This window comes from Candidatus Bathyarchaeota archaeon, assembly GCA_023131225.1.
Classification (GTDB): domain Archaea; phylum Thermoproteota; class Bathyarchaeia; order Bathyarchaeales; family SOJC01; genus JAGLZW01.
In genome coordinates this window covers 1-14,766 of sequence record JAGLZW010000023.1, presented here as the reverse complement: position 1 = coordinate 14,766, position 14,766 = coordinate 1, and the positions used below count along the sequence as shown (strand labels likewise).

Annotated in this window: 17 protein-coding genes; 4 read left to right on the top strand and 13 right to left on the bottom strand. The window is 41.9% G+C overall.

Features of this window, described 5'->3' with window-relative positions:
* On the bottom strand, positions 1-1,273 hold a 1,273-nt coding region (locus KAU88_06310; GenBank protein MCK4478122.1), incomplete at its 3' end, for a hypothetical protein.
* Between the two features lie 526 nt (positions 1,274-1,799).
* Positions 1,800-2,282 carry a DUF3795 domain-containing protein gene (locus KAU88_06305; protein MCK4478121.1) on the bottom strand — a complete coding sequence of 161 codons (483 nt, stop codon included), beginning with the start codon at positions 2,280-2,282 and terminating at the stop codon, positions 1,800-1,802.
* 271 nt (positions 2,283-2,553) lie between these two features.
* Here KAU88_06305 and KAU88_06300 point away from each other — a divergent pair, with 271 nt between their 5' ends.
* On the top strand, positions 2,554-3,084 hold the full coding sequence (locus KAU88_06300) for a GrpB family protein (protein ID MCK4478120.1): 531 nt from the start codon (positions 2,554-2,556) through the stop codon (positions 3,082-3,084).
* 99 nt (positions 3,085-3,183) lie between these two features.
* On the opposite strand, the gene KAU88_06295 is transcribed toward KAU88_06300, so the two are convergent.
* The 7 genes from KAU88_06295 to KAU88_06265 all read right to left on the bottom strand — a co-directional run bounded on the left by KAU88_06295 (position 3,184) and on the right by KAU88_06265 (position 8,506).
* On the bottom strand, positions 3,184-4,446 hold the full coding sequence (locus KAU88_06295) for an ABC transporter permease (protein ID MCK4478119.1): 1,263 nt from the start codon (positions 4,444-4,446) through the stop codon (positions 3,184-3,186).
* A complete protein-coding gene (locus KAU88_06290; protein MCK4478118.1) occupies positions 4,443-5,420 on the bottom strand; it encodes an ATP-binding cassette domain-containing protein in 978 nt (325 codons plus the stop codon). The genes KAU88_06295 and KAU88_06290 overlap by 4 nt, the downstream gene beginning before the upstream one ends.
* Positions 5,421-5,511: 91 nt before the next feature.
* The gene (locus KAU88_06285; GenBank protein MCK4478117.1) at positions 5,512-6,021 is read right to left on the bottom strand and encodes a phospholipase D family protein; all 510 of its coding nucleotides are present in this window, start codon (positions 6,019-6,021) and stop codon (positions 5,512-5,514) included.
* A 27-nt stretch (positions 6,022-6,048) separates the two neighbouring features.
* Entirely contained in the window at positions 6,049-6,342 is a 294-nt protein-coding gene (locus KAU88_06280) for a hypothetical protein (protein MCK4478116.1), read from the bottom strand.
* A gap of 664 nt (positions 6,343-7,006) precedes the next feature.
* The gene (locus tag KAU88_06275; GenBank protein ID MCK4478115.1) at positions 7,007-7,294 is read right to left on the bottom strand and encodes a hypothetical protein; all 288 of its coding nucleotides are present in this window, start codon (positions 7,292-7,294) and stop codon (positions 7,007-7,009) included.
* A 27-nt stretch (positions 7,295-7,321) separates the two neighbouring features.
* Positions 7,322-8,302: an ornithine cyclodeaminase family protein gene (locus tag KAU88_06270; protein MCK4478114.1), complete on the bottom strand. Its 981-nt coding sequence runs from the start codon at positions 8,300-8,302 to the stop codon at positions 7,322-7,324.
* Positions 8,303-8,353: 51 nt separating this feature from the next.
* Positions 8,354-8,506: a hypothetical protein gene (locus tag KAU88_06265; GenBank protein ID MCK4478113.1), complete on the bottom strand. Its 153-nt coding sequence runs from the start codon at positions 8,504-8,506 to the stop codon at positions 8,354-8,356.
* Positions 8,507-8,625: 119 nt separating this feature from the next.
* Between KAU88_06265 and KAU88_06260 the strand changes: the two genes are divergently transcribed.
* Positions 8,626-9,027, top strand: a complete 402-nt coding sequence (locus KAU88_06260; GenBank protein MCK4478112.1) for a hypothetical protein — start codon at positions 8,626-8,628, stop codon at positions 9,025-9,027.
* Positions 9,028-9,121: 94 nt separating this feature from the next.
* Here the strand turns inward: KAU88_06260 and KAU88_06255 are convergent, their stop codons facing one another.
* Positions 9,122-10,285, bottom strand: a complete 1,164-nt coding sequence (locus tag KAU88_06255; GenBank protein ID MCK4478111.1) for an MFS transporter — start codon at positions 10,283-10,285, stop codon at positions 9,122-9,124.
* Between the two features lie 150 nt (positions 10,286-10,435).
* On the opposite strand from KAU88_06255, the gene KAU88_06250 reads away from it, so the two are divergent.
* Positions 10,436-12,046, top strand: coding sequence for a flippase (locus KAU88_06250; GenBank protein ID MCK4478110.1), 1,611 nt, complete (start codon positions 10,436-10,438; stop codon positions 12,044-12,046).
* Positions 12,047-12,293: 247 nt separating this feature from the next.
* Here KAU88_06250 and KAU88_06245 read toward each other — a convergent pair whose 3' ends face one another.
* Positions 12,294-13,199, bottom strand: a complete 906-nt coding sequence (locus KAU88_06245; GenBank protein MCK4478109.1) for a DMT family transporter — start codon at positions 13,197-13,199, stop codon at positions 12,294-12,296.
* Between the two features lie 158 nt (positions 13,200-13,357).
* Here KAU88_06245 and KAU88_06240 point away from each other — a divergent pair, with 158 nt between their 5' ends.
* Positions 13,358-13,861 (top strand): chromate resistance protein, encoded by a 504-nt coding sequence (locus tag KAU88_06240; protein ID MCK4478108.1) that lies wholly within the window; start codon positions 13,358-13,360, stop codon positions 13,859-13,861.
* Positions 13,862-14,010: 149 nt separating this feature from the next.
* On the opposite strand, the gene KAU88_06235 is transcribed toward KAU88_06240, so the two are convergent.
* Together KAU88_06235 and KAU88_06230 are read right to left on the bottom strand one after the other, a co-directional pair.
* Positions 14,011-14,295, bottom strand: coding sequence for a hypothetical protein (locus KAU88_06235; GenBank protein ID MCK4478107.1), 285 nt, complete (start codon positions 14,293-14,295; stop codon positions 14,011-14,013).
* Positions 14,296-14,456: 161 nt separating this feature from the next.
* The coding region (locus KAU88_06230) for an SIS domain-containing protein (GenBank protein MCK4478106.1) at positions 14,457-14,766 on the bottom strand (310 nt) is incomplete at its 5' end.

Here is a 14,766-nt window from a genome sequence, read left to right as displayed (position 1 = left end):
TGATTGTTACTATGGTTCCGTCGATGCTGACTAACTTTGCATCAATCGCAGTTAGGTTTTCCTTTATTATTCCAAGGTCCGGTATTATGATTGTAGCTATCTTGTCTTTTATTTCTAGCAATAAGGCGTCTGCAACTATTGTTATAGGGGCTGATGCCAATTCTTCACCTTTGACAAATCCAAAGCTATCTATGCTGTAGGCTATGACTTGGTAGACTCCTGGTTTAGCAACTGGAACGACAAAGGAATACTCGTATATTCCATACTCGTCTGCAAACAACGCCTTGCTTCCAATCATCAGATCCACTAGACCGACCATCATGTTGTCTTCTAGATACAGAAGTACTGGTTGGTTTGGAGGGAAACCTGAACCCTTTGCAATGACTATTGAGGATCCAGTAACTGTGTCTGGCTCCAGGGTTAGTATTGGAGATGGCACCAAGAACTGGACAACGGCTGAATTTCCAGTGTCATCAGTAGCGTTGACTGTGTATACTCCGTCGGATACTTCGGGAACAAAGAAAAGCTGCATAAATGAACCGTCCAAGTCAGTTAGAAAAGGTGGATACATAGTTACGTTGATGTGGCTAAACTCTATTGACACTACGGCGCTCGGTGCAAATCCGGTACCGCTAATGAAAACTGCTGTAGCTGATGGCCCACTTGTTGGGCTCAATGTGATCTTCGGAATCACTTTAAATGAGACCAGAGCATAGTTTGTTCCATCGCTTGCGTTGACATCGTATGTTCCATTTGGAACTTTGGGAACGTAAAATTTAGCTTTAAAGGAGCCAAACTCGTCTGTTTGAGGTTGTGGCCATGGTGTCACATTAGTTCCGTTGAATGTTAGCGTTATGAGGCTAACACTGTCGAAGCCGTAACCTGCCACAGTTACTTCGTCGTTGCATGATCCTTCGTCAGGGGTAACCGCTATCTTGGTCTGGATAATGAATGGAACGAAAGCAGTATCGTCTGTCGTTACGTCGAGTACAAGTATGGAGCAGGGCCCGGAAGGAAAAGCTGGCACAGTGACGTTAGTGGAATACCCTCCAGTCGAGTTCGCAATCGTTGTTGCCATGAAAAAACCGATGGAATAATCCAAGTAGACTCTCACTTCTCCATATGCAGTAGCATCATTACCAGACACCGAAACAATTGTTCCAGCTGATCCACTGGACGGTGAAGCTACGACTGTTATTGGACTTGCCCTGACAGATGTTACAGATAGAGCTGCTGAAATCATTATGCAAATAAGGGTTGCCGTAAATATCATCGTGTGCGTCTTTTTCCACAAAAGAGATTTTGCAAACATTTTCATTCAACCTAAGCTTCCAAAGGGTATCAAGAAACTAGAAAAGAGTTATGAAGGGTGAATAAGTATTTGGAATATATCCTTCCAACATGCGCTTCTGACGGGCTGTCAAATTGGAAGACTTTGGGCTACTTTCGCTACTGCCCATACTTAGACACACGAAAAACATATCTTTTTTTGACAGGATCATAGCTCCATTCTGGAATGGTGGAATCCTATCAAATGACAATGCGCGCATTTCAATTTGATAGCTTTCCATTAGTTCAGAAGTATGCGCTTTTCCAAGAAAACTGAAAAAAGAGCACAAAAGCGCACAGTTGCGCGCGCGCGCGTCTTTTTGTCAAAGTTTGCATGAATGCAACAACAAGAAAGGGAGAGGAGAGGGGATAAGCAAGCAAGAGACTAAACCTTAGCATATGGTCACTACTCATGCACACGTCATTGACCTTGCGCTGACCACCCGCTAAAGATATTGTGTGCACAATTGCTATTCTTCAAGCTTGACGACCTTACAGCATCTTCTTTCTAGATGCCCCATCAAGTCGACGCCTGCCTTGCTTCTTTCCTCTTCCTCTTCAAGATACTTTTCAAACCCTACTTCTCTTACGCGGTTGTAGTTTTCAACAACGAAGGGATACCAATCTCTATGATATTCCGTATGCTTACAAGTAAGGTAATCGTCGCAAAGAAGACAGCTTCTAAGATTCTTTTCTTCGGCGCATTTCCTATTTTCGCAAGGTGCACCTCCCCCATTCAGACACATAGCGCATTGTGCATTAGCAAACCACTCTAAGCCTTTTCTGAACTCTTCAAATTTGAACGATTTTACTACGTGCCCAACCCAATCATAGCGAACTGTGTCGACGAGTCTTTTCAATTCCCCCGCAATCATTTTCACTCTACCATTTCCGCTAGGGCATTGACCGCAGTAAACGCCGCATATTCCATATCGGTAGTGTTCATCCTTCACTTCAAATCACCGAAGCCACTAAGATGGTAGACATAGCTGACTAAAATAGCCAGCGTTTGCATGCACAAATCGCTTGAGAAACATTTGCGTCTGATTTGGCTTTCTTCTTTAGGAATCAGCCGGAATCATTGAGAGCGCAAAGTGAATGGTTAAGGTTTCTAATTTATAATTTCTAACTAAATAAAAATCCTAGGATTTTCTAATTTATGATCAGTCCCGAAAAAGAAACTTAGAAACTTTTATTGCCTTTTTCTGTTCAGAGTTTAGCGAAATGAGCCGACGTGTTAAGATCATAGACTACGATCCTCAATGGCCATTATTGTATGAGAAGGAGAGATGTCTGATTCTAGATGCTATAGGACACATTGTTGTGAGAATCGAGCATATAGGAAGTACTGCTGTTCCTAAATTAGGAGCAAAACCAGTTATTGACATAATAGTTGCTGTTAATCATCTCAGTGACGCTAAGAAGTGTATTAGGCCTTTAGAAAGCATCGGCTATGAATATGTTCCCGAGCATGAAGATTTAATGCCGGAAAGACGCTATTTCCACAAAGGCAAACCGCCAAAGGAACAGCACTATCATCTACACATGGTTGAACTGACAAGCGATTTCTGGAAGCGGCATCTACTCTTTCGAGACTATCTTAGGACCCATCCTGAAGTGGCTCAAGAATATTTCAAATTGAAGAAGAGACTAGCAACCCAGTACGGTTCAGATCGTGAAGAATACACTGAGGCAAAAACGTCTTTTATTGAATCCGTAATTGCCAAGGCGAGAACTGAAAGAGAAACACAGTGAACAAGTCTCCCTTCTATCCCTCGCTGTACAGAGATTGGCTCTCTTTGAAGACAATTACAACCAAAAATCAGGAAACAAAGACTCTCTAATCATACGAACTCACAGCCTTTTCAGAGATAGCCGATATGCTACTACCCCTAACGCAAATAGAATCACACCGGAGATTGACATGTAGACGATTTCTGGCATTATCGCTTCAAAGGGAAGATTTTTCGTCATAATACTCTGCATGGCATTGACCAATTTCGTGAACGGAAGAGCCTCCCCAAAAATTTGAGCTGACTCTGGCATTATAGAGAGGGGGAAGAAGGCGCCAATGAAAAATTGGAGTGGCACGCTGATTAAAACTGCGACTGAATTGGCAGCTTCTTCGTTTTTTGCAAGAGAGGAAATTATCAGTCCAAGCCCTATTGCAGAAATTGCCCCTAAGAAGATTGACAATACAATTGCTGGAATATTCCAGTAGAGATTAACCTGAAAAAGAAGTATGCCACTAGCAAGCATGATGGTCGCAGATAAATAGACGATTGCCAAGCAGGAGACGATCTTTCCCACTAGAACAGTTACGGGAGAGACCGGTGCGATAATCATTCGCTGAAAAGTTCCTTTTGCACGCTCACTTGCAATCGACACAGAAGCATGGTTTAACCCGCTCCAAATGAGGACAAGGCCAAGTGTGCCTGGAACCATGTAGTCAATCCACCTTAGCTGGCGTCCAGAGACGTCTGCTTCAATGGTTGAAACTGTAATCGGATCGGCGAGAACTTCAGCGTAACCCTGAAGACTCTCTGGAATTTGATCAATCGCAATTTTTTGATATTCTCTTATGAATCCAGAGATGAAGCCAAGAATACTCTGCTGTGCGATTATAGAACCTGTGGGGTCGCTTGGGTCAGTGTATATGTCAAAGTGAGCTTTTGTTGGGATTGGCATTCCTAAGCTGTCTGTATATTGGAAAGAGAGTGTTTCTGTAAAGTTAGCTGGTATAACCACAGCAATTTTGATCTGCTCGCGGCTTATATCATATGCAGCAGTGCCATTGGTGTCTTTATCGCCGTACTCACCGTAATCGTAAACGGTGAAGTTGACGTCTTTCAACGCTTGAACAAATGCGTCTCCAATTGTACTGTTTTGAGAGGCGATGCCATTTACATCAATCGTTTTTGCGTCGAGGTTGACTGTTCCGACTTGAATTCGGCCTGTTTCTCCTGTGCCTTGAGTGCCAAACGTGAAGCCAATTATCATCAGGAAAAACAACGGAAAGATCAATGTGAAGAAGATGGCGGTTTTGTTTCGTGCAATTCCAAGAAAATCTGTTTTTGCAATTGCGAATACTTGATTTATCGTTCTCTTGAGTTTCATAATTGTTCCTCCTCTTCTCTCAAGCTTCGTCCTGTAAGTAAAATGAACACGTCTTCAAGCGTGACGCGAGAAAGTTCAATAGACAGGATTTTTGTTCTCACAGAGGAGATAGCTGATACTACGTCTGGCAAGACATCCTCCGCTTTTCTTGTGATTATTTTTAATACTTCGACTTCTTCATTTTCGTCATAAGCCCTGTAAGATCTTTTGACTCCTGAAATCTCCTTTACCGCTTCTATCAGTTTCGAGGTTATTTTGTCTGGAACTACGGTTATGGTGTTTTCCATCTTGACCTTTTTAATGAGTTGACGAGGGCTGCCTAGCGCGATGATTCTGCCCCTGTCCATAATTGCCACTTGACTGCATAGTTCTTCCGCTTCATCCATCATGTGCGTTGTTAGCATTATGGTTTTTCCCTCTTTATGCAAGGCCTGAATAATTTCCCAAAGAGCTAACTTGTTTTTAGGATCAAGTCCGGCAGTAGGTTCGTCTAAAAGGATAACTTGAGGCTCATGGAGAAGGGCAGCAGCTATGTTGACGCGGCGTTTCATGCCACCCGAGTAAGTGGAAATGTGACGTCTTACAGCTTTTTCGTCCAGCTGAGTGAACTTCAAAAGTCCCTCAATTCTATTCTTGAGTTTGCCTCCTGTCAATCCGTAAAGTTTTCCAAAAAAGGCGAGGTTTTCACGAGCATTCATGTAATCGTACAAAACAATGTCTTGCGGAACAACGCCTAGCAATTCTTTCACCTTCATAGGCTCGTCTTGAATGTTGAATCCCCCAACTTTAATTGTGCCTGAAGTGGGGTTTATCATTCCACAAAGCATCTTTGTAAGCGTAGACTTTCCAGCGCCATTAGGTCCCAGCAAGCCAAAGAGTTCTCCTCTCGCAACGTTCATCGAGACATCGTCCACGGCAACCGTGTCTTCGAAATGTTTAGTAATTGAATTTACTTCAATGTCATCAAAATTCATGGTTTCAGCATCACCCTTTCTGCGCGTTCCTATTTAAACGAGTTTTAGTTTAAATCTTTAGGGATAATACATGCGCGTGCGTTTACTATAATTAAATGCTAGCATTCCAGATTTTCCAAAATTCTTCTTCGTAGAGATTGGCAGTGTGGTTCCCATAGACGACAATCAAATTCTCATTATTACGTTCTTCTCCGTTTGCTGACCAGTTGAAACTTCCAGTCAGAACGACTTGTCCGTCAACAACCATGACTTTGTTGTGCATAGATTGCGAATTTGTGTCGTTTCTAACATCGACTCCATTGCTCTTTAGTCTCTGATATTCGCTATACCCACTTATATGGCTCTTCTCAAAAACAACTTTCACATCTATGTTTCGGTTGTGAGCGTCAACTAAAGAGTCTCCAATCGAGTCAAGCGTGAAACTGTATATGAGAATGAATGCTGAGGAGTTCGCTTTTTCAATCCAATTGATGACTGCTTGTTCGCACCCCCCGTTTGGCGAAAAGTAAACACCTCTAATTTCGCTACCCGCTAGAGCAAGCTCATAACCCTCTTCAAGTTGCTCATATGCCTGTTGAAGTTGATAGTATGATAAGTTCAAAGAGTCACATTTGATTTGTAGAACCTCCTACCGCTGCTCAAGCAGTTCATAAGTGTCTTGAAGTGTCTCGTGAGTTGGATTCAAAGACTCATAGCTGGTTTGCAATAGACCATACTCTGCCAAAAGCTCACTATAATCCATTATCAGTTGGTTGTAGGTTGCATTGAAATCACTGTATTCAGTTTGTATTGTTGAAACCTCTGATTCCAACCTAGAGGTTTCAGACTGGAGTGAGAAAATTTGAGGAAGAGAAACTGAATAGCCAATTCCAGTTCCAATCAACAGAGACAATATTATTGGAGCAAGCAACTTTGTATTCATAAGCACACCATTCTAAGAATAGAAGTTTCGTTCTTATGGTTTTTAGCTAGGCTCGTGCGTGCATGTACAAATATCTGTTTCACTTTCCTCCCTCTCAGCTTTGCTGGTTGTCGTTGCTTAGAAGCCCCTAAATATTGATTTGAGAAAGCACTGTTCTATGGTGTATCGGAAAAGTTTGAGTGAATTTGGTGTTGCAGTTGGAACTGCGGCTTCACGCATAGGGACTTGGAGGAGGTAGTTGGACATGAAAACAAGGAACATGGCTGAACTTTGCTTAAAGGAATGCGCTCATTGCGAAGAACATGTTATTATTAGCTATGCATGTCCTAAGTGCAGGGTTAGAGCCTGTATGCTCTGTGCGATAGAAAACGACTGGAAATGCCCGAATTGTGATGTAGATGTTGTTTTAAAACAAGACAGTTAATTTATTTTGCAGTTCCTCTTTTTCGTTGACTCATAGATAACTACTCTTAATGCTGGTACGTTGGGATAACGCACATATATGACTGAGCAATCCTCATTTTCGCAGTGGTACTTCCTCTTTCTAGTTCTCTTCACTAAGGGCTTTCCACACTCTGGACATTTAGCCATCTCAACTCACTGTAGTCTTAGTCACAAGTCAGCGAACTTATTGCTTGTGAATTTAAAATACATAAATAGAGTATCACCAGCGTTCAGGAAGCATGCTTATTTCTCGCATAGGATTAATGTCGTATGTCTTGTAACGGCGCATCATCGCTCTACACACGTCAATTGTTGATCCACCCCCAGCCATCGGATCCACCACAACGTCGAAGGGCTCTGTGAAATAGTAAAGAATGTTCTCGGCAATCTGCCCAGGTATCACACCTTTAAAATCTAATCCGTAGCGTTTGTCTCTGTTCGGGATATTCCAAACGTTAAAGAGTTGAAGGCTGTCTGAAACCAGATCCATTTGCGCGCGCGTTTCCACGTCTTAATTCTTCGCGTGTGTTTATGGCTATGGTGGGAGTCTTATCCCAACTCCTGTCTTCTTCGCTTTCTCGTAGATAAGGACAGCTACCGCCATGTCTTCTATAGCCAGACCTAAATGCATTGACATGATGCGTTCTTGAGGGTTTTCGCGACCATGTTTTTCGCCGCTAATAATTTCGTTTAATTCTGCATATACAGGCGGTATGTTGGAGAAGTATCCTAGTTCCTTGTAATATATCAGCTGATCGTTGTCATCGGTGCAAAATTTGTCCATTGATTGCATAGCTTCTGGCTTCCAGTATGAATCGAAGTCTAGGGGGCACGCGAAGCCGCCGTCCGTGAGCCATGAAGTTTCAATTACTGGTTGTGGGTGTTTCAGAATTGGCCCTGCGGTTACAACTATGTCGCAGTGTTCAACCGCTTTTCTGGGCGAGTTAACGGGGGTAACTTTTATTTCAAATTTGATGGTCATCTCTTTTGCATATGTCTGCAGGTTTTTCTCGCTGACATCGTAAGCCTTTACATCTTCTAGGGTCTTGCACACGGCTGTTAAGGCTTCGAGGTTGCTTCTGCCTTGAACACCACATCCCAGGATACCCAAGGTTTTCGAGGTTTCTCTAGCCAAGTATCTTGCTGCAATGGCAGTTGCTGCGCCGGTTCGTTTAGCTGTTATCCAAGTGCAGTCCATAACGCAAGTCGGGATACCTGTTTCAAGATCGTTCAAGATGAGCAACCCCGATATGTATGGCAAGTCACGTTTGGGGTTTTCTGGAAATCCGCTGACCCATTTGACTCCTGCTGATTTCATATTGTGTATGTAGGCTGGCATGGCGTGGATGAAGGCGTTTCTCTGAGGGTGTATACCATGTTTGGGTGGTACCTCAACTTTTCCCTTTGCTTTTTCTCGGAAAGCTTCTTCAACGATTCGAATGATCTCTTCGATTGAGATGTTTAGTCTCTCTATGTCAAGTCGAGATAGGTATAGAATTTCTCCCTTAGAATTCATGACTGATACCGTGTCGAAATTGGGAGGCAAAACAGAAAAACCTTGTGCGTATTACCAAGTTTTCCCATAGTTTGTAGCAGCAATAACCACATCAAATATTCTAAGTTCCCCATAGTCATTCAAGTCAAAGTTCGACTGACCAGCAAGGTCGCCTTCCTGAGAGCCATAGGATAAGGCGATAACAACCAAATCAAAAATATCCACATCCCCATTCTAAACTCCAAACCATCCTTGCAAGAGTAAATGCAGTTCAAATATTGATTGTCGTTTCATAACTGACTTATTTAGTCTGAATATTTACAAGGCCTAGTGAGCAAAACACTATGAGCCTAGAACTAAAAAAACTGCAGAAGAAGAAAACTGAACTCAGAAATGAGCTGCAGTCATTGAGCGAAAAAGAAGGAATCCTAGGTGAAAAAACCAAGATATTTGAAGAAAGGCTGCTAATTCACAAATCAAGAAAAAAACTCATAGTGGAGCATAACTCAGTTAGGCATATTATAGGAGCACAGGCCAAGTTAAAGAGACTTGAAGAAAGATTAAGCGAAAGAAAAGAGCATCCCCGAGACTTTAGCGAAATCCAAATCCAACAAGCTGAGCAACAACAGATTAAGACAGCAGTGGAGGAAAAAACCTTTACACCTAAAACTAATTCAACGCCTAAAAATCGCCTACGCTTAAATGGAAATCTAGTTTTTTCTTGGAGCTACAAAAAACTATCATGACGTGCGCGCATGACTTAAGGATAGCCCACCTCTACGGTTTACATGATTCTTCAAGGTTGGTACGACTTTAGAGTGCGCACCAGAATATTTTCTTCTACATTTTCAAAACTTGAGTAATAACAAGAGCAATAATGTAGAAGACTATTGCTATGGGAAAAATTATCCAGATCTCAAGGAGATTGATTAATACGCCTAACATTATCGGCATCACTATGCCTATGATGCTCATAGGAATGAATTGTAGGCTGTAGGCAGTTCCTCTTGATTTCGGTGGTATGATTTTTGCGACTAACGAAGTTGTGATTGGCATAGTCATAATATTGAAGAAACCATAAACAAGATAAAACAGTACAGTTTGGATCGTTGAAGTCGAGACGAACATGCAGAACAATGCAACAGACACCGTTGAAATAATCAATGTAAGGGACCTTTTCCAGCCAAACTTATCTCCTGCATAACCTCCTATAATGACGCTTGCCAAACCAATTAAGGGACTTAAACCAAAAATGATGCTTGCCAAACTGGCATCTAGCCCTTTACTCTCAGTGAGATAGGTTGTCAAATATGTTGAAATGGTTCCACCCGCAGCACTTCTAAAAAGCATCAGTAGAAGAAAAGACAAGAAAGTGACAGATAAAACATCCTTTAACGGCGTAGTCAAACCTTTTCCTTTTGTCTCACTATCCTCCACAGGAGAAGACTCATTCATATTCACGAACAAGGCCACAACTGCAATAACAAATATTGGCACAGCCCAAATTAGGTAAACGTATCTCCATTCAAACCAACTTAGAATAAGTCCTAATGTGATAGGCCCAAGAGCAATCCCAAGAGTACCGCTTGCGCCATGAAAACCTAACCCTCTACTCAAGAAATCTGAAGGTATAATATTAGTGGTTGTACTCAAAGCCGGCGGATGATAAAAGGTTGATGCCAGGGCAGTTAAGGAAAAACATAGAACAATAGCCTCCACAGTAGGAAATAACAATATCAAAGAAGCAGCAAGCACTTGCAAAAACAAACTGAACGATATAAGCTTCGTGTGACCTAAGCGATCAGCAAGCAAGCCACTCGGAATTGAAAAAACCAGTGAGAAAACTCGAGGAATAGACACAATAATACTTGCAATGACAATAGATAACCCATATTCACTAATTAGAATAGGTAAGAGAGCAAGGGGAAGATTTGTGTACACATGAAGCAAAGTATGAGAAGCACACAAAAAAAGCAATCTTGGTTTAAAATCCTCTCTTATCATAAACACACCATGCATGAGATGTGCAGTCTAATATGCTATAAAATATAAAATCTTTAACACCCAACGAACGTGCGCGCATCCGCACACCAAAAGCTTTCTTAAGAGTTTTCGTGACTAGTATGCAATTAGAATGTTTGGAGAAGGACTTTGATGAGTAAAGCAATTAGGATGGCTAGGGTTTCAGCTAGGGGCGGATTCAACCTTTTCTGGGGCTTAGCAGCTTCCTCAATAATCTCCGCCGTAGGCGTTATACTCGTAGCAAGGCTTCTATCTCCACCTGAATACGGTATCCTTACAGTCGCCTTGTTAGCTCCAAATCTTATCTCGACGTTCAGAGATTGGGGCGTAAACTCTGCGATGATAAAATACACCGCTCAATACAAGGCAGAACATAGAACGGTAGAGGTTAAAAGCATCTTGGCTGCAGGAGTGCTTTTTGAACTCGTTTTAGGCTTCTCCCTAACCTTCATTTCCTTCATGCTTTCCGGCTTCTTGGCAACAAACATTTTCCACCGCCCTGAAATAGAACCTTTAATCCAAGTAGCATCCTTCATCATCTTTGCAGGAGCCCTTATAACAGCTGCTCAATCCGCTTTCGTAGGCTATGAAAAAATGGAGCTCAACAGCGTTACGATGATATGCAGATCTGTCATTAAAACCGCTCTAATGCCTCTCCTTGTAGTCCTCGGCTTCGGAGTTTTCGGGGCAACTCTCGGATCCACAGTAGCTTTCCTGATAGCTGGGTTAATCAGCATACTAATCCTCTACTTAGCCCTTTACAAGAATCTCCAAAGACTAGACGACGCCAAATTAAACATTCTAGAAACAGTGAAAACCATGCTCAAATATGGGCTGCCCCTGTCAATTTCAGCCATTCTAAGCGGATTCCTTGTACAATTCTACAATTTCCTAATGGCTATCTACTGCACGGACCTCTTAATTGGCAACTACCAAGTTGCAGCGAACTTCGCCATTCTAATCACATTCTTTGCAACACCGATAGTCACAGTGCTGTTCCCCGCTTTCTCCAAACTAAATCCCGAAAAAGACACGGAAACACTGAGAAACGTTTTCCAGTTTTCAGTAAAATTCGCTGCTCTCCTCGTTGTGCCAGCAGCAGCAGCTGTCATAGCCCTAGCGCAACCAGCTATTTCCACGCTCTTTGGAGAAGAATACACCTATGCACCACTCTACTTAACCCTACTCGCCGTCAATTACCTATACTCAGCATTCGGGAACCTAAGCCTCGGAACCCTCATAAACGGCCAGGGAAAAACAAAATTCAACTTAAAACTGACCCTAATCACGTCAGCCATAGGCTTCCCACTGAGCCTACTCTTAATCCCAAGATTCGGAATCGTAGGTCTAATTGCCACCGCCCTCACCGCTGGAATTCCAAGCCTAATCATAGGACTCTGGTACATAAAAAAACACTTTAAAGCCACAATCGACTGGGCTTCGTCATCCAAAATACTGTCAGCATCTGCACTTGCAGCCACAATCACTTACACAATAATATCTCAACTGAGCCTAGCCAGCTGGATAAAACTAATCATCGGAGCGACAGCTTTCCTAATTGCCTACACAACAATGGCTCTACTAATAGGAGCAGTTAACAAAGCTGACATACAAAACCTGAAAGAAATGCTAAATGAGTTAGGACCGATTTCTCACATGTTAAAGCCTTTACTAGATATAATCGAAAAACTTGCACCTCACAATCAAAAACACAACGATCACAGAGCACAAAGCCTCTCCTAAAAAACCCAACGCTTCAAAGCACTCACTCTGCTTAAACCTCCTCCTTAACTCCCCCCCTCCCTTCCACTTAATAGCACCTACTACACCCAAACGAACATAATCCTCATCCAAGATCCATTAACTCCCGACCCCTCCTCGTGATAGTGACCTCCCCTCCACGAGGGTTTAAACTATGATTTGAAGCTATTTCCATCACCTTTTGATGAGAAAAAGCGTTTTTCTTGGGTTTTTAGAGTTCATCGCACAATCATTTTCGATAAAGAATGAAAACTCCCAACAACATGGCTAACCCAGCCAGTAACTGAATGAGAGTAAAAGTTTCTCTAAGAATGACGAAAGCAAAAATTGCACCAAAGAGAGAGGATGTAGAAAAAATGACTCCTGTTCGCATGGCACCAATTTCTCTTAATGCAAAAAGAAATAACAAAATAGAGAAGGCGATGCTGAAGGCTCCCACCGACAATATGTATGGTATTGAAGTTACGGGAATAATAAAACTAACTCTAAGAAGAAGAGACATAACTAGCAGAACAGCACCACCGATGGAGCATTTCAATCCAGTTACCATCACGATATCTCGCTTCTTGCTCAGAAATTTGCTCAGGTTATTATCTATGCCCCAAAACAAACAAGCACCTATTATCAGTAAACTACCAACAACTTCTTTGGTTAGAGTAAGTCTATCAAATTCACCATTTGTTGTAATAAACACAACTCCGAGAAGCAAGAGAAGAATACCAAAATAGTCTTTTCTCGCTCCCCGCTCTTGCAGAAAAGCAAAAGCAATCAGAACAGTGAACAATGATTCTGTGCTAAGGAGCAATGCAGCATTAATCGCCGTAATTTCGCTAAGGCCATGCAAAAGCATTAATGGTGCAATGATTGAGCCACAAAGAATAACAAGGGCAAGGATTCTGTAATCTTTTTTTGATATGCTAGTTTCAGTTTCCGTGGGGGTTTCAAATAGAGCGAGAACCTTCCTGTAAAGTGGAGAAAGGTGAACTATGAATAGGAAAATACCACCGACAAAATAAATCATCCCAGCAACGATCAAAGGATTAACAGCTTCTAAAGTAATTTTGTTCAGAGTTGAAAATGCTCCAAACAAAATCGCTGACACAATGGCGCCTACATATCCCCAATGGTGAGTCAAGTAACATCCCTCTTATTATGTAGGTTAGGTTCAGCTAATGCTTTTTCTACAGTTCTTTGGAAGATGAGCGCTCTGGCGTGGATGCTTTCTAATCCTAAAGAAATCCTGGAAAAATAGACTTTAATAATAGTTACAGCTATCTTGGACAGGCGAACTTTGTGAAGTGGGTAACTCGCGATTTTGTTCATGTGGACAGAACAGCATGTCCATGGCTTATCAAAAAGTTCATAGACCCACAAGCAGAATTCATCTTTGTGTCTACAGAGAAAATAGAAGAGATAGTGAAAAACCAAGGGGCAACACCTTTTGACGCGCCAGGAGTGAAGCTTGGACATAGAGAAGGCAAATGCAGCTTCGAAACCATAATAGATGAGTACAAGCTTGAAGACCCGGTGCTCCATGAACTCGCAAAAACCGTCCATTCTGCAGATACCCGTGACACTGATCTAGCGCCTGAAGGAATAGGATTAAGTGCAATAATGACTGGCGCGAGATTTAATGTGAAAGACGATTTTGAAGCGATTGAGAAAGCTGCTTATGTTTATGACGCGCTCTACAGCTATTGCAAATTCAAGCTACTTCGCCGAAAATACAAAGATGAATTAGAGAAAATGAACAGGAAACAGCAAAGGGAATTCCTAACAGAGAAAATGCGAGAATGAACAATAAACATGCACTCTGATTTTGCAGAATTCTAGTGTGTACGATTACATCTGATCTACAAAGCTTCGACCAGTGTAACAAGGATGAAAGCATGATAGAAATTCGTGGCTTCGACGGATTGCCTATATTGAACTCCTTCTGTATGCGTTTATGATTGAACCTTTGGTGGTATTAGATATATTCGAAGTTGCCCTTTTGTAACCTTCAAATTTATTGTCTGATCCACCCCACTTATGGCGGAAACAGCGAGCAAGTTTCGTATCCCGCTTTTTCTCACGCCCAAAACCATTTCAGCCGTTTCTTTAGTCAGTTCGATCTCAAGGTGAGTAATCTTCCATTGATCGAGGTCGAATATGAGCTCCTTAACCTTGCCCACATCCAGATTTTCGCAGACGATTTTCTTTCCGAGAATTTCTTCACCTTTCATATTCATGTAAATCACGTAGTAGCTTTTAAGTCAAAATTATAAAAGATTTCTGGTTGGTTGCGCTGAAGATTTGAATCTGACTAGGCAAGATACTTAAGGGAACTTTAAGCAGCCAGAGATGTGCCCAGCAAAGAACGGGCAAACTCTGATGCGTGCGCATGGCTAATCTATTGTGTAACTGAGTGATACCAACTGATCAGGTATTCTGGTAATTTCAATCCTCTTCTACTCAACGTTTCTATTAACCTAACTGGCAAGGGGCTTAAAACGTATGCCACTCTCATATAGAACCTTCGAGGCTGACCTGGCTTAACCTTTTCTTCTAGAGTTATTTTGAAATCCGACTTTTTAGCTAATGTTGATGTTTCTTTACCAGTAATTGACATTACAATTCCGTTCAACTTTTTGAAAATTTCAAGCAAACTGATAACCGGTTTAGTCTCCCCAGAAAATGACACCAAGATCTCTAGATCTCCC